The organism is Pseudooceanicola sp. NS-SX8 (genome assembly GCF_057380755.1).
On the sequence record NZ_CM170819.1, the window covers coordinates 2,031,374 to 2,049,472 of the forward strand.

18 protein-coding genes are annotated in these 18,099 nt (G+C 68.7%); 16 read left to right on the forward strand and 2 right to left on the reverse strand.

The genetic code is table 11. The features are described 5' to 3' along the window. Window positions 1-153: 153 nt before the first annotated feature. From phnC to AC2IR1_RS09250, 5 genes are all read left to right on the forward strand, one after another. Window positions 154-975, forward strand: a complete 822-nt coding sequence (gene phnC / locus AC2IR1_RS09230; protein WP_486475989.1) for a phosphonate ABC transporter ATP-binding protein — start codon at window positions 154-156, stop codon at window positions 973-975. A 68-nt stretch (window positions 976-1,043) separates the two neighbouring features. Beyond that, window positions 1,044-1,943, forward strand: coding sequence for a phosphonate ABC transporter substrate-binding protein (gene phnD / locus AC2IR1_RS09235; protein ID WP_486475990.1), 900 nt, complete (start codon window positions 1,044-1,046; stop codon window positions 1,941-1,943). A 69-nt stretch (window positions 1,944-2,012) separates the two neighbouring features. After that, window positions 2,013-2,915: a phosphonate ABC transporter, permease protein PhnE gene (phnE, locus tag AC2IR1_RS09240; protein ID WP_486476390.1), complete on the forward strand. Its 903-nt coding sequence runs from the start codon at window positions 2,013-2,015 to the stop codon at window positions 2,913-2,915. Further along, on the forward strand, window positions 2,912-4,237 hold the full coding sequence (gene phnE / locus AC2IR1_RS09245; protein WP_486475991.1) for a phosphonate ABC transporter, permease protein PhnE: 1,326 nt from the start codon (window positions 2,912-2,914) through the stop codon (window positions 4,235-4,237). The genes phnE (AC2IR1_RS09240) and phnE (AC2IR1_RS09245) overlap by 4 nt, the downstream gene beginning before the upstream one ends. Window positions 4,238-4,358: 121 nt before the next feature. Beyond that, a complete protein-coding gene (locus AC2IR1_RS09250; protein WP_486475992.1) occupies window positions 4,359-4,976 on the forward strand; it encodes an LbetaH domain-containing protein in 618 nt (205 codons plus the stop codon). Window positions 4,977-5,434: 458 nt separating this feature from the next. On the opposite strand, the gene AC2IR1_RS09255 is transcribed toward AC2IR1_RS09250, so the two are convergent. Beyond that, window positions 5,435-6,616 carry an alpha-D-ribose 1-methylphosphonate 5-triphosphate diphosphatase gene (locus AC2IR1_RS09255; protein WP_486475993.1) on the reverse strand — a complete coding sequence of 394 codons (1,182 nt, stop codon included), beginning with the start codon at window positions 6,614-6,616 and terminating at the stop codon, window positions 5,435-5,437. Between the two features lie 106 nt (window positions 6,617-6,722). After that, a complete protein-coding gene (gene phnF, locus AC2IR1_RS09260) occupies window positions 6,723-7,496 on the reverse strand; it encodes a phosphonate metabolism transcriptional regulator PhnF (RefSeq protein ID WP_486475994.1) in 774 nt (257 codons plus the stop codon). Window positions 7,497-7,653: 157 nt separating this feature from the next. On the opposite strand from phnF, the gene phnG reads away from it, so the two are divergent. The 11 genes from phnG (at window position 7,654) to AC2IR1_RS09315 (ending at window position 18,030) form a co-directional block, all read left to right on the forward strand. Further along, window positions 7,654-8,067 carry a phosphonate C-P lyase system protein PhnG gene (phnG, locus tag AC2IR1_RS09265; RefSeq protein ID WP_486475995.1) on the forward strand — a complete coding sequence of 138 codons (414 nt, stop codon included), beginning with the start codon at window positions 7,654-7,656 and terminating at the stop codon, window positions 8,065-8,067. Window positions 8,068-8,072: 5 nt separating this feature from the next. After that, window positions 8,073-8,651 carry a phosphonate C-P lyase system protein PhnH gene (phnH, locus tag AC2IR1_RS09270; RefSeq protein ID WP_486476391.1) on the forward strand — a complete coding sequence of 193 codons (579 nt, stop codon included), beginning with the start codon at window positions 8,073-8,075 and terminating at the stop codon, window positions 8,649-8,651. After that, on the forward strand, window positions 8,651-9,751 hold the full coding sequence (locus AC2IR1_RS09275) for a carbon-phosphorus lyase complex subunit (protein ID WP_486475996.1): 1,101 nt from the start codon (window positions 8,651-8,653) through the stop codon (window positions 9,749-9,751). The genes phnH and AC2IR1_RS09275 overlap by 1 nt, the downstream gene beginning before the upstream one ends. Then, window positions 9,748-10,605, forward strand: coding sequence for an EamA family transporter (locus AC2IR1_RS09280; protein WP_486475997.1), 858 nt, complete (start codon window positions 9,748-9,750; stop codon window positions 10,603-10,605). The genes AC2IR1_RS09275 and AC2IR1_RS09280 overlap by 4 nt, the downstream gene beginning before the upstream one ends. Before the next feature lie 16 nt (window positions 10,606-10,621). Next, window positions 10,622-11,488, forward strand: a complete 867-nt coding sequence (locus AC2IR1_RS09285) for an alpha-D-ribose 1-methylphosphonate 5-phosphate C-P-lyase PhnJ (protein WP_486476392.1) — start codon at window positions 10,622-10,624, stop codon at window positions 11,486-11,488. Then, window positions 11,485-12,018 (forward strand): GNAT family N-acetyltransferase, encoded by a 534-nt coding sequence (locus AC2IR1_RS09290; RefSeq protein WP_486475998.1) that lies wholly within the window; start codon window positions 11,485-11,487, stop codon window positions 12,016-12,018. Before AC2IR1_RS09285 ends, AC2IR1_RS09290 begins: the two co-directional genes overlap by 4 nt. 5 nt (window positions 12,019-12,023) lie before the next feature. Next, on the forward strand, window positions 12,024-12,818 hold the full coding sequence (gene phnK, locus AC2IR1_RS09295; RefSeq protein ID WP_486476393.1) for a phosphonate C-P lyase system protein PhnK: 795 nt from the start codon (window positions 12,024-12,026) through the stop codon (window positions 12,816-12,818). Window positions 12,819-12,901: 83 nt separating this feature from the next. Continuing rightward, complete coding sequence (gene phnL / locus AC2IR1_RS09300; protein ID WP_486476394.1) at window positions 12,902-13,585, forward strand: phosphonate C-P lyase system protein PhnL; 684 nt, start codon at window positions 12,902-12,904, stop codon at window positions 13,583-13,585. 1 nt (window position 13,586) lies between these two features. Then, window positions 13,587-14,159 (forward strand): phosphonate metabolism protein/1,5-bisphosphokinase (PRPP-forming) PhnN, encoded by a 573-nt coding sequence (gene phnN / locus AC2IR1_RS09305; protein ID WP_486475999.1) that lies wholly within the window; start codon window positions 13,587-13,589, stop codon window positions 14,157-14,159. Beyond that, entirely contained in the window at window positions 14,156-15,322 is a 1,167-nt protein-coding gene (locus AC2IR1_RS09310) for an alpha-D-ribose 1-methylphosphonate 5-triphosphate diphosphatase (RefSeq protein WP_486476000.1), read from the forward strand. The genes phnN and AC2IR1_RS09310 overlap by 4 nt, the downstream gene beginning before the upstream one ends. A gap of 185 nt (window positions 15,323-15,507) precedes the next feature. Further along, window positions 15,508-18,030, forward strand: coding sequence for a heavy metal translocating P-type ATPase (locus tag AC2IR1_RS09315; protein WP_486476001.1), 2,523 nt, complete (start codon window positions 15,508-15,510; stop codon window positions 18,028-18,030). Window positions 18,031-18,099 lie beyond the last annotated feature (69 nt).

Genomic DNA, 18,099 nt, shown 5'->3' on the forward strand with positions numbered 1-18,099 from the left:
CTGAAGTGTCCTGCTGAAGGGAACGGCGCCACCACCGGCCTGACGCGGCGACAGGCCCCCGGGCCCGGGCGCGTTACAAAACTATAATAAATCCGATACAAATCCGTCTCCCTTCGCTCCTACGGCTGCTGCGTGGACCAAGGGGATGACGACTTGCTGCGTATCGAGCATCTGACAAAGAAATTCGGCCGGAACATCGCGGTGGATCGCGCCACGGTGACGGTGGAAAAGCCGATGATGATCGGCATCATCGGCCGCTCCGGCGCCGGGAAATCGACGCTTCTGCGCATGCTGAACCGGCTGGAAGATGCCTCCTCCGGCAGCATCAGCTACGACGACCGGGAGGTCAGCAGCCTGACCGGGGCCGACAAGCGCGCCTGGCAGGCCGACTGCGCGATGATCTTCCAGCAGTTCAACCTGGTGCCGCGGATGGACGTGGTCTCCAACGTGCTGCACGGCACGCTGAACCGCCGTTCCACCCTGACGACGCTGTTCAACCTCTACCCGGCAGAGGACATCCACCGCGCCATCGACATCCTCGACCGGCTGGGCATCGCCGAACATGCCCCCAAGCGGGCAGAGGCGCTTTCGGGCGGCCAGCAGCAGCGCGTGGCGATTGCCCGCGCCCTGATGCAGGACCCGAAGATCATCCTGGCGGATGAACCCATCGCCTCCCTCGACCCGATGAACGCCCAGGTGGTGATGGAGGCGCTGCGCCGCATCCACGAGGAGGACGGCCGCATGGTCATCGCCAACCTGCACACCCTCGATACCGCGCGCCGCTACTGCGACCGCGTCATCGGCATGCGCGCGGGGCGCATCGTCTTCGACGGCACCCCCGAACAGCTGACCACCTCCATGGCCCGAGAGATCTACGGCGCCGACGCGAGTTTCTCGGAAGAGGCGACCTCGACCGAGATCGACGCGATCGACCGACGGGCGGCGCAGGACGCCGCAGCCAAGGTGATCGCCTGACACGACCCCGAATTTCATCTGCCCCGGAGGATTAGGGACACCGGGGCCCATCCAAGGAGCTAGACAAGATGAAACACCTGATCGCGGCCGCCCTGGCCACCACCGCCCTGGTTTCCGCCGCCTCCGCAGAGGATATCACCGAGTTCCGCCTCGGCATCCTCGGCGGCGAGAACGCCCAGGACCGCATGACCTCCAACCAGTGCTTCGCCGACAAGATCGCCGATGCCCTGGGCGTCGAGGTGAAGGTCTTCACCCCGGCCGACTACAACGGCGTCATGCAGGGCCTGCTGGGCGGCACCATCGACGCGGCCTGGATGGGCGCCTCCTCCTACGCCGGCACCTACATCGCCGACCCCGACGCGGTTGAACCCGTCCTGGTCAAGCAGAACCTCGATGGCTCCATCGGCTACTACTCCATCGGCTTCGCCCGTGCAGACAGCGGCATCACCTCTCTCGAAGACCTGAAGGGCAAGAAGTTCGGCTTCGGTGATCCGAACTCCACCTCGGGTTACCTGATCCCCTCGATCGAGATCGCGGAAGCCGGTTTCGACATGACCCCCGGCACCTACTTCGGTGACGTCGTCTTCACCGGCGGCCACGAGCAGACCATCGTCGCGGTCAACAACGGTGACGTCGACGCGGGCGTGACCTGGGCCGACGGCCAGGGCAACTGGGAAGATGGCTTCAACTCCGGCGCGCTGCGCAAGGCGGTTGATGCGGGCCTCGTCGACATGAACGACCTGGTGCAGATCTGGCAATCCAAGATCATCCCCGAAGGTCCCTTCGTCATGCGCAAGGCCCTGCCGCAGGACGTCAAGGACAAGGTCACCCAGCTGACCGCCGACCTGTGGGAAACCGACCCCGATTGCGCCTACGGCGTGGCCGCCGGCGACGCGAAGGACTTCATCCCGGTGACCCATGCCGAGTATGAATCCATCGTCGCGGCCCGCCGCTCCAAGATCAACTGATCTTGACCGAAACGAGGGGCCCGTCACATGGCGGGCCCCTTCCACGTCCGGGACCTTCCATATCCGACCATGCCTGATTTCACCGCTTCGCCCCCGCCGGGCGCCTCCACCGCGGACATCCGCGAGAGCTACATGGCGCAGACCCGCCGCAAGCGCCTATACGGCGCCGTGCTGCTGGCGGTCTTCGTGGCGCTCATGGCGAGCGGCTTCATCACCGCAGACGACCGCAACGCCGGCGGCTTCTGGGATGGCCTGCACCAGATCGGCGACTTTCCCGCCGCCGTGCTTTCCGAAGCGGCCGAGAAGATCGCGGAGCTGCCCGCGAACCTCGTCACCTACTTTCCGGCCCTGATCGAAACGCTGAACATCGCCGCCGTGTCGACCCTGATCGGGGCGGCCGGCGGCATCGTCCTGTCGATGCTGGCCACACGGGGCCTCGCGCTCTGGCCGCGCATGATCCCGGTCTGGCGCCGCATCATGGACGTGATGCGCGCGGTGCCCGAAATCGTCATCGCCCTGATCCTGATCTTCATCCTCGGCGGCGGCCCGGTGCCCGCGATGATCGCCATCGCCTTCCACACCGTCGGCGCCCTGGGCAAGCTCTTCTCGGAAGTGAACGAGAACGCCTCGCTCAAGCCGGTCGAGGGGCTGACCTCCGTCGGCGCCAACTGGTCGCAGCGCATGATCCTCGGCGTCATGCCGCAGGTCGCGCCCAACTACCTCAGCTATGCCCTGCTGCGGTTCGAGATCAACATCCGCGCCTCCGCCATCCTGGGCTTCGTCGGCGCGGGCGGCATCGGTTACGAGCTGAAGAACGCCATGGCCTGGGGCATTGGCCGCTATGACGAGGCGGCGGCGATCTTCCTGCTGCTCTTCGTCACCATCGTCGCCGTCGACCAGCTGGGCAGCTATTTCCGCGACCGCCTGACCCATGGTCGCAAGGATGTCCGCAAGGGGGAGCTCCTGGCATGACCATGACCGCCGACGCCACCACTACCCCGGACCTGAAAACCCAGGCCGAGGCGCTCTTTCGCACCAAGCGGCTCTGGTCCTTCGGCCTGCCCGCGCTGGTGCTGGCCTATCTCCTCTACGCCTTCTTCGCCTTCGACGTCCCGGGCCTCATCGACCGCGCCCGCCCCGAAAACGGCGCCACCCTCGTGCGCGACATCTACAGCTACAAGACCCATGTCGAACGCGACAACCGCACCGGCGCCGTCAGCTTCGCCATCGAGGGGGAGCGTAAGGGCGAATACCCCGACGGCATGATGCCCGACTGGGCCAGCCAGTCCGGGGGCGTCACCCGGATCGAACTGCCCCAGGGGCAGGAGGTGCGCTACTACGCCGATCACGTCGAATACGACATCCCCGGCTATGGCACGATCACCGCAGCCCCCAGTGCAGGTGGCGCCAATGCCACCTTCCCGGCGGGTGATCTGCCCGACTACATCAGCGCCTCGAAGAACCGCGTCATGGTAACCTTCCCGCAAAGCCGCGTCACCATCACCCGCAACCGGACAGAGGTCTTCCGCTATTCCTACGGGTGGGAGCTCTTCTTCTTCACCCTCGACAGCCCCTTCCACGGCATGGGCCCTGGCCAGCTGATCCGCCAGGCCTTCAATGGACAGGCGGGGGCGATCTGGCATGACTTCTGGTACAACCCGATGTGGCACCATGCCGACGTGGCCTGGGCGCTCTTCGAAACCATCCTGATGGCCTTCCTCGGCACCTTCGGCGCCGCCGTCGTGGCCCTGCCGCTGGCCTTCCTGGCGGCGCGCAACTTCACCCCGCTGATGCTGGTGCGCCAGCTCTTCCGCCGCATCTTCGACCTCTGCCGCGGGGTGGATGCGCTGATCTGGACCATCATCCTGGCCCGCGCCTTCGGCCCCGGCCCGCTGACCGGTGCGCTGGCGATCCTGCTGACCGACACCGGCTCCTTCGGCAAGATGTTCTCCGAGGCGCTGGAAAACGTGGACGAGAAGCAGATCGAGGGCATCCGGTCCACCGGCGCGCGGCCCGTCCAGCGCTACCGCTTCGGGGTGATCCCGCAGGTGACGCCGGTGCTGATGTCCCAGGTCCTCTACTTCTTCGAAAGCAACACCCGCTCGGCCACGGTCATCGGTGCCATCACCGGCGGCGGCATCGGCCTCATGCTGACCCAGGCGATGATCACGCAGAAGGACTGGGAGGAAGTGACCTATTACATCCTCCTCGTCGTGCTGATGGTCTTCGCGATGGACAGCTTCTCCGGCTGGCTGCGCCGCAAGCTGATCAAGGGAGAGCCGGGCGGCCACTGACCCGCCCGCAGCCTGACCCGCAAGGCGCGGCGCTCCGGTCCGGGGCGCCGTTGCCTTTCCCCATCCGATGGCCCCAAATACTCCCGCCGGAGGCATCCCCGGCCCATCAAGGAGCACCGACATGCCCCGTCTGAGCGCAACCGCCCCCTTCCTCCACCCCGATGTGGAGCTGACCGAAACCACCCTCGGCGCCTATGTGGAGATCGGCCGCGGCAGCCGCATCGCCCATTCCACCTTCGGCGACTATTCCTATTGCGACCGCTATGCAGACGTGGCCAATGCCACCATCGGCAAGTTCGCCAATATCGCGGCCTTCACGCGCATAGGCGCCACCGATCACCCGCTGGACACCGCCGCCTGCCACCATTTCCTCTACCGCTCGGCGGATTACTGGGACGATGCGGAAAACGACGCGGCCTTCTTCGAACATCGCCGTTCGCGCCGGGCCTACGTGGGTCACGATACCTGGATCGGCAACGGTGCGATGGTGAAACCGGAGGTCAGCCTGGGCGACGGCGCCGTGGTGGCCTCGGGCGCGGTGGTGACGAAGGACGTGGCGCCCTACACCATCGTCGCGGGCACCCCCGCAAAGGTGCTGCGGCGGCGCCAGCCGGAGGCGGTGGCCGAACGGCTCATGGCGCTGGCCTGGTGGGACTGGGATCACGCCACCCTGCGCGACAGGCTGGGCGATTTTCGCCAGATGTCGGCAGAGGCCTTCCTGGAGAAATACGAGGGGTAGGGCGGATCCGGGTAAGGCGGGGTGATGTGGCGGGGTGAACCCCGCCCTACGGGTGGGATGCGACGTGACGGGGGGATGATCCCCGTCGAACGGGTGCGGTGCGATGTGACGGCGGGGTAACCCCGCCCGACGTATGTGATGCGACGTGATGGTAGGATGATCCCCGTCGGACGGGTGCTGTGCGACGTGACGGCGGGGTGAACCCCGCCCTACGGGTGGGATGCGATGTGGGCAGGATCCCCGTTGGACGGGGCGCGTAGGGCGGGGTTCACCCCGCCGCCCTGCCACCCGCCGCCCTGCCACCCGCCGCCCGGCCACTTGCCGGATCGCCCGCCCGGCCACCGGCAAAAGGGGGGCTTTGCCCCCCGTCTCCGTGCCGGAGCCTCCCCCCAGGATATTTCGAAGCCAGAAAATGTCAGGACCAGAAAATCGCAGGGGCGCCTGCGCCTGTTCTTCGCCTATTCCGCGGCGATGGCGGTGTTGCGCTGGCGGGTGGCGGCGAAACGGAAGGCCGCCTCTCCGGCCAGGTGGGTGATGCGGCCGCCGGAAATCGTCGCCTCGATGGCGCGGGTCCGCTCGTTCACGATCACCATGTCGGCGCGCAGCCCCGGGTCCAGCCGGCCCCGGTCCGCCAGCCGCAGGATCTCTGCCGGGCGGGAGGAGATCATCTCCCAGGCCGCCGCGAGCGGCAGGATGTTGCGGTCCGACAGGGCAAAGGCCGCCTGGTGCAGCGCGGGGTAGTAGTAATCCGACACCAGGGCATCGCAGAGCCCCGCGCGGATCAGCTCCACCGCCGCGATATTGCCCGCCTGGCTGCCGCCGCGCACCACGTTGGGCGCGCCCATCAGGATCGGATCGCCCACGGCCCGCGCCAGCGCGGCGGCGGAGCGCGCGGTGGGAAACTCGCAGATCTTCGCCCCGATCATCGAAAAAGTTTCCCGCGTCTCGCCATCGGGATCGTCGTGGGAGCCGTAGGTGACCCCCATGCGGTCGAATTCCTCCGCCAGGCGGCACAGGAAGCGCGGAACCTCGCGCGCCATGCGCTTGGCATCCTGCACGGTCTTCAGATGTTCCTGCGGCGTCCGCCCGGCCTTCTTCGCCCAGAGCAGCAGTTCCTCGGGGCGGCTCTCCATCATCAGGGAGGCCTCTTCGAGGTGGTTGTTGAAGACCACGTAGTCGACATCATGGCGGCGCACCGCCTCCAGCAGCCGGGCCTCGCTTTCGACCGTGTGGGTCTCGCAGCGGATCTGCACCCGCAGGTCGGTCAGGGCGTGGTCGGCGCGGTAGGCGGCCAGGGCCGCCAGCAGGCTTTCCGCGAAATCCGGGCCGCGGTGGCCGCCTTCCCAGGACCAGCTCTGCGCCAGCCAGGCGGTGGTGATGCCATTGGCGGCGGCATCGCGGTCGGTGGCGCGCAGCCCGGTGTCCAGCGGGAAGGGCGCAGAGGGGCGCGGCGCGATATGCCGTTCGAAGGCATCGCCGTGCAGGTCGATGATCCCCGGCAGGACAAGGTAGCCCGCAAGGTCGACCTCGGGCAGGGGGCCCCGGGTGATGCGGCCTTCGGCGAAGGCGATGGAACGGGGCTGCAAGGCGCCGTCCCGCAGGATCTTCGCGCCGGTCAGGCGCAGGCTGGGCATGGACACTGGTCTAACTCTGCTCGAACTCTTGTTCTGCTGTGGATAACCCCGGATTGTATCGGCGGCATGACGAAATGCCGTTCTAACCCCGTAAAATCAGGTGAATTTCGCGTTAACCGTGTGCCCTGGCCGGGGCGCCGTCGGCGGGCATGTCGTCGTCCGCGCCCAGGGTCAGGGTCACCCGGTCGCCGGAAAACCAGGTGCGGCCATATTCCACCGGCTGCCCGTCCAGGTCGACGTTCAGCGCCGTGGTGCGCAGGATCGGGTCGCCCTCGCGCAGCTGCAGCTGCACCGCCTGGTGGGCATTGGCCAGCTTCGCGGTGATCCGGGTCCAGGCGCGGGTGTAATCGGCCACGCCATTGTCGCGCAGCGCCAGGGTGATCGACGACAACCGGGCGAGGGAGCTTTCAAGCCCCGGCAGCCGGGTCACCGGAAAGACCGACCGGAAGAGCGCGACAGGCTGGTCATCGGCAAGCGACACGCCCTCGGTCGACAGCACCGGCGCGTCCGGGGGCAGGGCCAGCATCTCGGCCTCCTGCGGGTCGGCCTGTCGGGTTTCCGTCAGCAGGATGCGCCGGGCGGGCAGGCGGCCCGCCGCGCGGATGTTCTGGTGAAACCGCACCCTCCGGCCCAGCGGGTAATCCGTCGGGCTCTGCGCCACGAAGACGCCCGCGCCGCGCCGCGCATGGGTCAGCCCGGCCTCGGCCAGCGCCGCAAGCCCGCGCCGCACCGTGTGCCGGTTCACCCCGAACCGCGCCGAAAGCTCCGCCTCAGTCGGCAGGCGGTCGCCGGGGCGGTAGCGCCCGCTGGCGATGTCATTGGTTAGCGCATCGGCGATGGAGCGCCACAGCGGCGTCTTGCGCCCTGCATCTGTCAGGTCCGTCATCAAACTTTCATCCGGATCACCCGGTCCCGCCCTTGTGCGACTCGGGGGAGCTGTCTAAAGATTTGTCTAGTTGTATAGTGATCTAGACAAATCGGCAAGGTGTCTAATGGCGGAGCGGCAGGAAATGACGGAAGAGGCAGCGGCCCGGAGGGGCTGGATGTCGCTCCTGGCGAAGGCGCCGGCGGGGCGGCTCTGTGCGCTCTGGGAGGCGGCGGAGCAGGGGGGCGACTTCACCTGGCTTCGCGCACCGGAGGTCGGCGGCGTCATGGTGCGCGGCCGGGCAGGCGGCACCGGGGCCGCCTTCAACCTGGGCGAAATGACGGTGACGCGCTGTTCGCTGAAGACGGCGGGGGGCGCCGTGGGGCATGCGATGGTGCAGGGGCGCGACCGCCGCAAGGCCGAGGTCGCGGCGCTGGTCGATGCGGGCATGCAGGGGCCGCAGGCGGATCTGCTGCGCGCCCGCATCCTCGACCCGCTGGCGGCCGAAATGGCGGCGGGCAAGGCCGCCCGCGCCGCAAAGGCGGATGCGACGAAGGTCGATTTCTTCACCATGGTACGGGGAGAGGACTGATGGCGATGGCACTCGACGCCCTGACGGGCGGCTTCACCGATGCGCCGCGCCAGTCCGCGCGCGCCTTCCGCGCAGCGATGGAGGCGATGGCCCATCCCGGCGAAGCCCACCTGATCGCAGAGCCTGCCGCCGCGCCCGCCCCGGTCGGCCCGGCGGCCGCAACCCTGCTGCTGGTGCTCTGCGATCCCGAAACACCGGTGCACCTCGCCGGTGATCACGACCGGGCCGAGGTCCGCGACTGGATCACCTTCCACTGCGGCGCGCCGCTGGTCGGACCGGAGGCGGCAGAGTTCGCCCTGGGCACCTGGGACGCGCTCGGCGCTCCGGCGCGCTACCGGCAGGGGGATCCGGAATATCCCGACCGCTCCGCCACGCTGATCGTCGATGGCGCCTTCGCGGGCCAGCCCGTCACCCTGACCGGCCCCGGCATCCAGACCACCCGCGCGGCCAGCCTGCCCGCAATCGCCCCCTTCCGCGCCAATGCGGCGCAGTTCCCGCTGGGGGTGGATTTCTACTTCTGCGACGGCGCGACCCTCTGGGCGCTGCCGCGCACGACCAAGCTCTCCGAAGGGGGGGACGCCTGATGTATGTCGCGGTGAAAGGTGGCGAAAAGGCCATCGACAAGGCCCATGAGTGGCTGGACGAGGCGCGCCGGGGCGACCCTTCGGTCGCCGAGCTGACGGTTCCGCAGATCCGCGAACAGCTGGCCCTCGCGGTGAACCGGGTGATGGCCGAAGGCTCTCTCTACGATCCCGACCTCGCGGCGCTGGCGATCAAGCAGGCGCGCGGCGATCTGATCGAGGCGATCTTCCTGATCCGCGCCTATCGCACGACGCTGCCGCGCTTCGGCCATTCCGAGCCGGTGGACACCGGCGCCATGGCCTGCGACCGCCGCATCTCGGCCACGTTCAAGGACGTGCCCGGCGGGCAGGTGCTGGGCCCGACCTTCGACTACACCCACCGCCTGCTCGACTTCGCGCTGGAAGCCGAGGGGCTGGAACGGCCGGCGCCGGAGGCCGAGGCCGCTGAGCATCCGGTGATGCCGCGCGTGACGGAATTCCTGAACAAGGAAGGCCTGATCCAGCCCGAACTGCCGCCCGCGCCGGAAGTTGACCAACCCGACGACCTGACCCGCAAACCGCTGGAACTGCCTGCTTCCCGCCCCCTGCGCCTGCAGGCGCTGACGCGCGGCGACGAGGGCTTCGTGCTCTCCATGGCCTATTCGACCCAGCGGGGCTACGCCAAGAACCACCCCTTCGTGGGTGAGCTGCGCATCGGCACCGTCCCGGTAGAGGCAGAGATCCCCGAACTGGGCTTCGCCATCGAGATCGGCGAAATCACCCTCACCGAATGCGAGACGGTGAACCAGTTCCTCGGCTCGAAATCCGAACCGCCGCAGTTCACCCGGGGCTACGGCCTCGTCTTCGGCCAGACGGAGCGCAAGGCCATTTCCATGGCGCTGGTCGACCGGGCGCTGCGCTGGCAGGAACTGGGCGAGGACAACAAGGGCGCCCCCGCGCAGGATGAGGAATTCGTCCTCTACCACTGCGACAACATTCAGGCGACGGGCTTCCTCGAACACATCAAGCTGCCCCATTACGTCGACTTTCAGTCCGAACTTGAACTGGTCCGCAATATCCGCCGCGAGGTGGATGAAGCGCAGCGGCAGGAGGCGGCGGAATGACCGGCTTCGTCTTCTGCATAGTCCTTCTGGCGGCGGCGCTGCACGCCACCTGGAACGCTCTGGTCAAGGGCGGGGCGGACAAATCCGCCGCCATGGGCGCGGTGATCCTGGGCCAGGGCCTGCTGGGCGCGCTGCTGCTGCCCTTCGCCACGCTCCCCGACGCCGCGACCCTGCTGGCGGCGCTGCCCTGGCTGCTGGGCGGCGTTGTGCTGCATCTCGGCTACCAGGTCTTCCTGATCCAGTCCTACCGTTTCGGCGACCTGACGCAGGTCTATCCCATCGCGCGCGGCGTCTCGCCCCTGCTGGTGGCGGGCGGGTCGGTTCTGCTGCTGGGCACCACCTTCAGCCATGGCGAACTGCTGGCGCTCGGCATGATCTCCATCGGGATCGCCTCGATCAGCCTCGTGCGGCAGGGCGACGGGCTGCTGCAGGGCAGGGCCGCCGTGCTGGCACTGGTGACCGGCTGCTTCATTGCCGCCTATTCGCTGGTGGACGGGCAGGGCGCGCGGATCGCGGGGACCTCGCTTGGCTTCTACGGTATGCTCTCGTCGCTCAACGCGCTGGCCTTCGCGGCGGGCGCCCGGGCGCTGCGCCCCGGCCTGCTGACCCGCGCGGTGGCGCTGCGGCGCAACCTTCTGCTGGGCGGCGGCGCGTCTTTCACCGCCTATGCGCTGGTGGTCTGGGCCTTCACCCAGGCGCCGATCGCGCTGGTCACCGCCCTGCGCGAAACCTCGATTATCTTCGCCCTGCTGATCGGCGTCTTCATCCTGAAGGAACGCCTCAGCCTGGCCAAGGTCGTCTCCACCGTCATCACCCTGAGCGGCGCGATCCTCCTGCGCCTGAACCGGAGCTGAACCCATGCCCGATCCCATTCAGGACTACAATTTCGCCTACCTGGACGAACAGACCAAGCGGATGATCCGCCGCGCCCTGCTGAAGGCGCTGGCCATCCCCGGCTACCAGGTGCCCTTCGCCAGCCGCGAAATGCCCATGCCCTACGGCTGGGGCACCGGCGGGGTGCAGATCTCGGCCGCCATCATGACGCCCGAAGACCGCTTCAAGGTCATCGACCAGGGCGCCGACGACACCACCAACGCCGTCTCCATCCGCCGCTTCTTCGAACGGGTGGCGCAGGTCGAAACGACCGAGAAGACAGCAGAGGCCACCGTCATCCAGACCCGCCACCGGATCCCCGAACGCGACCTGCGCGAGGATCAGGTGCTGGTCTACCAGGTGCCGATCCCCGAACCCCTGCGCTTCCTCGAACCCTCGGAGGTCGAGACCCGCAAGATGCACGCGCTGGAGGAATACGGGCTGATGCACGTCAAGCTCTACGAAGACATCTCCCGCCATGGCGAGATCGCGACCTCCTACGCCTATCCGGTGAAGGTCGAAGGGCGCTACGTCATGGACCCGTCGCCGATCCCCAAGTTCGACAATCCGAAGCTCGAAATGGCTGGCATCCAGCTCTTTGGCGCGGGCCGGGAACAGCGGATCTACGCCATCCCGCCCTACACCCAGGTGGTCAGCCTCGATTTCGACGACTACCCTTTCACCCGGATGAAGGCGCCGCAATGCTGCGACCTCTGCGGGGCGGCGGAAAGCTACCTTGACGAGGTGATCACCGATGACGCGGGCGGGCGGATGTATGTCTGCTCCGACACCGACTTCTGCCGGGAACGGCGCGAGGCGGGCCATGTCGGGCGCCTGGGCGTGGCAACGGAGGATGCTGCATGAAAGACCTGACCCTCAGGCCGCCGGAGCCGCGCGACATCGACGCGCTGCACCAGATGGTGCTTCGTCAACCTGTCTACTTCGGCACCGGCCGCACGCCCTTCACCCGGCGCAGCTGGGTCGAGGAACGGGTCACCGGCACCAATCCCAACGTCCACTCCATCGTCGCGGAACGCGAGGGGCAGGTCATCGGCTGGGCGACCATCGTCCGCGGCATCGACCGCGAAGCCCATTGCGCCACCCTCGGCATCACCGTGCATGACGAATTTCACCGCCAGGGCGTGGGCCGGGCGCTGATGACCGGCCTGCTGGATCTGGCCGACAACTGGCTGGGCCTCCTGCGTGTGGACCTGGAGGTCAACGCCGACAACGCCGGTGCCATCGCGCTTTACGAAAGCTGCGGCTTCGAAGTGGAGGGCCGCAAGCGTGCGTGCCTCCTGCGCGACGGGGTCTATATCGACTGCCTGGTCATGGCCCGGCTGAAGCAGGCGCCGCCCTTCATGGCGGCCACCAAGGAAGGAAGCGGATCGTGAAGGACATGATCGCAGAGACGGGTCACGCAACCGATCACCCCCTGCTGCAGGTCGAGGGCGTGGCGAAGTACTACGGCGACCGCATCGGCTGCGCCGGGGTCAGCTTCGACCTCTACCCGGGGGAGGTGATGGGCATCGTGGGCGAAAGCGGCTCGGGCAAGACGACACTGCTGAACTGCCTGGCGGGCCACCTGGCGCCCGATGAGGGCCGGGTGCTCTTCGACCGGGACGGCGCCATGGTGGATACGGTGACCATGTCCGAGCCGGAGCGCCGCATGCTGGGCCGGACCGACTGGGCCTTCGTGCATCAGCATGCCCATGAAGGGCTGCGGATGAACGTCAGCGCGGGCGGCAACGTCGGCGAAAGGCTGATGGGGCTGGGCGCGCGGCACTACGGTGATATCCGCGACAAGGCGCTGGACTGGCTGGGCCGGGTGGAAATCCAGGGCGACCGCATCGACGACCGTCCGACGCAGTTTTCCGGGGGCATGCGGCAACGGCTGCAGATCGCCCGCAACCTCGTGACCGGGCCGCGGCTGGTCTTCATGGACGAACCGACGGGGGGGCTGGACGTCTCCGTTCAGGCGCGCCTGCTGGACCTCCTGCGCGGGCTGGTGCGCGAAATGGGGCTGTCGGCGATCATCGTCACCCATGACCTGGCCGTGGTGCGCCTGCTGGCGGACCGGCTGATGGTGATGAAATCGGGCCATGTGGTGGAAACCGGCCTGACCGATCAGGTGCTGGATGACCCGCAACATGCCTATACGCAGCTGTTGGTCTCTTCGGTGCTGCAGGTCTGACATTGGAGGAGAGGCCGGGGGCGCTGCCCCCGGACCCCCGGAGTATTTGGAGCCATCGAATGGAACAGGAACAGGGCGGCGCGATGATCTCTGTCGAGAACGTGTCGAAGACCTTCACGCTGCACAACCAGGGCGGCGCGGTGATCCCGGTGATGGAAGGGGCGTCCCTTTCGGTGCGCCCGGGCGAATGCGTGGCGCTGGTGGGCGCTTCGGGGGCGGGGAAATCCACCCTGATGCGGATGATCTACGGCAATTACCTTGCCGCTTCGGGCCGGATCGTGGTGGGGGGCGTCGACATCGCGGCGGCCCAGCCGCGTGAGGTGCTGCGCATCCGGCGGGAGGTGCTGGGCTATGTCAGCCAGTTCCTGCGCGTGGTGCCGCGCGTGCCGACGCTCGACGTCGTGGCGGAACCGCTGCTGGCCGTGGGCGTGCCGGGCGAGGAGGCGCGGGCGCGGGCCGAGGGCCTGCTGCGGCGGCTCAACATTCCCGAACGGCTCTGGCAGCTGTCGCCGCTGACCTTTTCGGGCGGCGAACAGCAGCGGGTGAACATCGCCCACGGCTTTGCCCGGGAATATCCGGCGATGCTGCTGGATGAACCCACCGCCAGCCTGGATGCCACCAACCGCGAAGAGGTGCTTGGCCTGATCGAGGAGGCCAAGGCGCGCGGGGCGGCCATCGTCGGCATCTTCCACGATGTCGAGGCGCGGGAGCGTGTCTGCGACCGCGTGGTCGACGTGACCGGCTTCACCCCGGCGAAGGTGGCCTGATATGGCGGGCCGGCTGCTGGGCGTCGTGGGGCCTTCGGGCGTTGGCAAGGACAGCGTGATGGAAGCCGTGGCCGCCGCGCGCCCGGGCATCGCGCTTGTCCGCCGGGTGATCACCCGAGCCACGGAGGCGGGGGGCGAGGATTTCGAAGGCGTCACCGAGGGCGAATTCGCCGCGCGGGAGGCGGCGGGGGAATTCCTGCTCTCCTGGCGCGCCCACGGGCTGCGCTACGGCGTGCCGGCCCGGGTGCTGCGGGATCTGGCGGCGGGGCAGGACCTGCTGGTCAACCTCTCTCGCGGGGTGCTGACGGAGGCGCAGGCGAAGGTGCCGGGCTTCACCTGCGTCCTGCTGACCGCGCCCGACGCGGTGCTGGCCGCCCGGCTGGCGCAGCGGGGCCGCGAAACGGCGGCGGACATCGAACGGCGGCTGGCCCGGGCAGGATTTGCCCTGCCCGCAGGCATCACGCCCGCCGTCCTGGACAATTCCGGCGCACTGGAAAAGACGGTCGCCGCCGTCCTTCAGCTGCTGGACAAGATGCCGCGCAGAGCGGAAAGCGAAACGGGAACGGTTCTATGAAAGACGAGATCAGGGCGCAGGACACGGCAGAGCTGGTCCTGGGCAACGCGAAACTGGTGCTGCCGGATGAGGTCGTGGACGGCCATGTCGTGCTGCGCGATGGCGTGATCGCCGAGGTCGGCACCGGCGCCACCCCGGCAGGCGCCGTGGATTGCGACGGCGATTACCTGTCCCCCGGGCTGGTGGAGCTGCACACCGACAACCTCGAACGCCACATCACCCCCCGGCCCAAGGCGCACTGGCCGCATCACGCCGCCATCGTCGCCCATGATGCGGAGCTTTGCGGGGTGGGCATCACCACCGTCTTCGACGCGATCCGCGTGGGCTCCATCGTCGAAGGCTCCAAGGGCGATTACCGCCGCTACGCCCGGCCCATGGCGGACGAGATCGCGCACATGCGCGAGGCGGGCGCGCTGAAGATTTCCCACATGCTGCACCTGCGGGCCGAAACCTGCTCCGAGACGCTGATCGAGGAACTGTCGGAATTCGGCCCCGCCGACAACGTCGGCATCGTCTCCCTGATGGATCACACCCCGGGCCAGCGCCAGTTCAGCGACATTTCGAAGTTCGAAGACTACGTCTGCGGCAAGCACGGCCTGTCCAAGGAAGGTTTCGACGACTACTGCCAGTTCCTCTTCGATCTGCACGGCCGCCTCGGCGCCCGGCACGAGGCCGCCACGGTCGAGGCCGCGAACCGCTACGGCGCCGTGCTGGCCAGCCATGATGACACCACCCGCCCGCAGGTCGATACCTCGGCCCGCCACGGGATCCGGCTGGCGGAATTCCCCACCACGGTGGAGGCCGCGCGCGCCTGCCACGACCATGGCATCAAGGTGATCATGGGCGCGCCGAACCTGATCCGGGGCGGGTCCCATTCCGGCAATGTCTCGGCGCTGGAACTGGCGGATCTGGGGCTGCTGGACATCATCAGCTCCGACTACGTGCCGGCGGCGCTGCTGCAGGCGGCGGTGATGCTGGGGGAACACTGGGGCGACATGGCGCGCGGGTTGGCCACCGTCACCCTGGCGCCGGCGCGCGCCTCGGGGCTGACGGATCGCGGAGCCCTTGCCACAGGGCAGCGCGCCGACCTGATCCGCTTCGCCAAGCGGGGCGGCGTGCCGGTGGTGCGTGGCGTCTTCGTCGAAGGCCGGCGGGTCGGCTGATCCGCCCGGCGCGCCGCGCGCCTCCCCCCCGGACCGGCCGTTACCGGCCGCTCCCGGCAGTTGGCCCGGGATTTGCAAGGCCGCCTGCGAATGTGAATTTCGGCGGGCGGCCCCTGACCTTCCCCCTGGGGCTTGACCCTCCCCCTGGGGGAGGCCCCATGTATCCGCCAGAAAGGTGGTGCGACATGGCAGAGATCCTCGAAGAGACCCGCAAGGACCCCGGGGCCGACCTCCAACAGGCGGCGCCGGATCTGGGCGCGCTCTCTCCCCATACCCTCACGGTGGAGGTGACGGGCATGCATTGCGGGGCCTGTGTCCGCCGGGCCGAAACCGCGCTCAACGACCTGCCGGGCACCACGACGGCCCGCGTCAACCTGGCCACCCGCAAGGCGGAGATCGACCACGACGGCAGCCTGACCCCCGATGCCGTGGCCGCAAGGCTGCAGGAAGCGGGCTACCCGGCCTCCGAAACCACCCTGGTGCTGGATGTCGAAGGCGCCACCTGCGGCTCCTGCGCGGCCCGGATCGAGGGCGCGATGAAATCCGTGGCGGGCGTGGAAGAGGCGGGGTTCAACCTGGCCAACGGCACCGCGCGGGCGCGCGTGCTGACCGGCACCGTGACCCCGGGCGACCTGGCCCGCGCGATCGAAGCGGCGGGCTACCACGCGCAGGAGGCGACCTCCGGCGCCACGGCGGCCGAACAGGCAGAGGCGCGCCAGGCGGCCGAACAGGCCGGGCTGAAACGGGACACGCTGATCGCCCTGGTCCTGACCCTGCCGGTGGTGGTGCTGGCCATGGGCGGCCACCTGGTGCCCGCCTTCCATGCCTGGATCGCCGGAACCATCGGCATGACGGCCTCCAACCTGGTGCAATGCCTGCTGACGACCCTGGTGCTGGCCTGGCCCGGTGCGCGGTTCTTCCGCCAGGGCTGGCCGACGATCCGCCACCTGGCCCCCGACATGAACGCGCTGGTGGTGCTGGGCACCTCCGCCGCCTGGGCCTATTCCACCGTGGCGACCTTCGCGCCCGGCCTGCTGCCCGAAGGGGCGGCCAATGTCTATTTCGAAGCGGCGGCGGTGATCGTGACGCTGATCCTCGCCGGGCGCTGGATGGAAGCCCGCGCGCGCGGCCAGGCCTCCGCCGCGATCCGCCGCCTGGCCGGGCTTCAGGTCCGCGAGGCCCGGATGCGGGCGCCGGATGGCACCGTTTCCTCCATTCCCGTCAGTGCCTTGCAGGTCGGAGATGAAGTGATGCTGAACCCCGGCGATCGCCTGCCGGTGGATGGCGTGGTGGCGGAAGGCACCTCTGACATCGACGAAAGCATGGTGACGGGCGAACCCATCCCCGTGACCCGCCGCCCCGGTGACGCGGTCATCGGCGGCACCGTCAACGGCGCCGGTGCGCTGGTGATGCGTGCCACCGCAACGGGCGGCGACACCATGCTGGCGCGCATCATGCAAGCCGTGGACGAGGCGCAGGGATCGAAACTGCCGATCCAGAACCTGGTCGACCGCATCGCCCAGGTCTTCGTCCCGGCGGTGATCCTGGCGGCGCTGGTGACGCTGGGCCTCTGGCTCGCCTTCGGCGGGGGCTTCGGCAATGGCGTCGTGGCGGCGGTCTCGGTACTGGTGGTGGCCTGCCCCTGCGCCATGGGGCTGGCGGTGCCGGTCTCGATCATGGTGGGCACCGGGCGCGCCTCCGAACTGGGGGTGCTGTTCCGCCGGGGCGACGCCCTGCAGCGGATGCGCGATGCCCGCGTGGTGGCCTTCGACAAGACCGGCACCCTGACGCTGGGCAAGCCCGCCCTGCGCGGCCTGCGCACCGCCGAAGGGCAGGAGGATGCGACCCTCGCCGCCCTCGCGGCGCTGGAACAGCAGTCCGAACATCCCGTCGGCCGCGCCATCGTGGCAGAGGCAGAGGCCCGCGGCCTCACCCTGCCGCAGGCAGAGGGAGTCACCGCCGTCGCCGGCGAGGGGCTGACCGGCACGGTCGCGGGCGAGAGCCTGCGCATCGGCAATCGCGGTTTCCTCGATGCGACGGTTCCCCCCGCGCTGGAAGAGGCTGCCGAGGCTTGGGAAAAAGAAGGTGCCACGGTGCTTTACGCGGCGAAGTTCGATCAGTGCATCGCGGTGCTGGCGGTGGCCGATCAGCTGCGGCCGGAAGCTGCGGAGGTGATCGCGGCGCTGAAGGCCCAGGGCCTGCGCCCGGCCATGGTCACCGGCGACAGCCGCGCCGCGGCCGATCACGTCGCGGCCCGGCTGGGCATCGACCTAGTCCAGGCAGAGGTGAAACCCACGGGCAAGGCCGATGCGGTCAAGGCCCTGCGGGAGCAGGCCGGGCCGGTTGTCTTCGCCGGGGACGGCATCAACGATGCTCCCGCCCTTGCGGCGGCAGAGGTGGGCATTGCCATGGGCTCCGGCACCGATGTGGCGATGGAGGCGGCCGAGGTCGTTCTGATCAACGGCGACCTGCGCGGGGTGGTCACCGCCATGGCGCTGTCGCAGCGGACCATGGCCAATATCCGGCAGAACCTGTTCTGGGCCTTTGCCTATAACGTCGCGCTGATCCCTGTGGCGGCGGGGCTGCTGGCGCTCTGGGGCGGGCCGATGCTCTCTCCGATGCTGGCCTCCGCCGCCATGGCGGCCTCCTCCGTCATCGTGGTCAGCAACGCCCTGCGCCTGCGCCGCCTGCGCCCCGCCCTCACCTGACCCCGTAGGGTGGATGCCAATCCACCATTACACGCCCCCACCTCCACGCTCCCGTGACGGACCCTCCGT

Bases quoted from the DNA above. Each gene is read 5' to 3' on its own strand.
- phnD (WP_486475990.1), top strand. From the start codon at position 1,044: ATGAAACACCTGATCGCGGCCGCCCTGGCCACCACCGCCCTGGTTTCC.
- phnE (WP_486476390.1), top strand. From the start codon at position 2,013: ATGCCTGATTTCACCGCTTCGCCCCCGCCGGGCGCCTCCACCGCGGAC.
- phnE (WP_486475991.1), top strand. From the start codon at position 2,912: ATGACCATGACCGCCGACGCCACCACTACCCCGGACCTGAAAACCCAG.
- AC2IR1_RS09250 (WP_486475992.1), top strand. From the start codon at position 4,359: ATGCCCCGTCTGAGCGCAACCGCCCCCTTCCTCCACCCCGATGTGGAG.
- phnF (WP_486475994.1), bottom strand. From the start codon at position 7,496: ATGACGGACCTGACAGATGCAGGGCGCAAGACGCCGCTGTGGCGCTCC.
- phnG (WP_486475995.1), top strand. From the start codon at position 7,654: ATGTCGCTCCTGGCGAAGGCGCCGGCGGGGCGGCTCTGTGCGCTCTGG.
- phnH (WP_486476391.1), top strand. From the start codon at position 8,073: ATGGCACTCGACGCCCTGACGGGCGGCTTCACCGATGCGCCGCGCCAG.
- AC2IR1_RS09275 (WP_486475996.1), top strand. From the start codon at position 8,651: ATGTATGTCGCGGTGAAAGGTGGCGAAAAGGCCATCGACAAGGCCCAT.
- AC2IR1_RS09280 (WP_486475997.1), top strand. From the start codon at position 9,748: ATGACCGGCTTCGTCTTCTGCATAGTCCTTCTGGCGGCGGCGCTGCAC.
- AC2IR1_RS09290 (WP_486475998.1), top strand. From the start codon at position 11,485: ATGAAAGACCTGACCCTCAGGCCGCCGGAGCCGCGCGACATCGACGCG.
- phnK (WP_486476393.1), top strand. From the start codon at position 12,024: ATGATCGCAGAGACGGGTCACGCAACCGATCACCCCCTGCTGCAGGTC.
- phnL (WP_486476394.1), top strand. From the start codon at position 12,902: ATGATCTCTGTCGAGAACGTGTCGAAGACCTTCACGCTGCACAACCAG.
- phnN (WP_486475999.1), top strand. From the start codon at position 13,587: ATGGCGGGCCGGCTGCTGGGCGTCGTGGGGCCTTCGGGCGTTGGCAAG.
- AC2IR1_RS09310 (WP_486476000.1), top strand. From the start codon at position 14,156: ATGAAAGACGAGATCAGGGCGCAGGACACGGCAGAGCTGGTCCTGGGC.
- AC2IR1_RS09315 (WP_486476001.1), top strand. From the start codon at position 15,508: ATGGCAGAGATCCTCGAAGAGACCCGCAAGGACCCCGGGGCCGACCTC.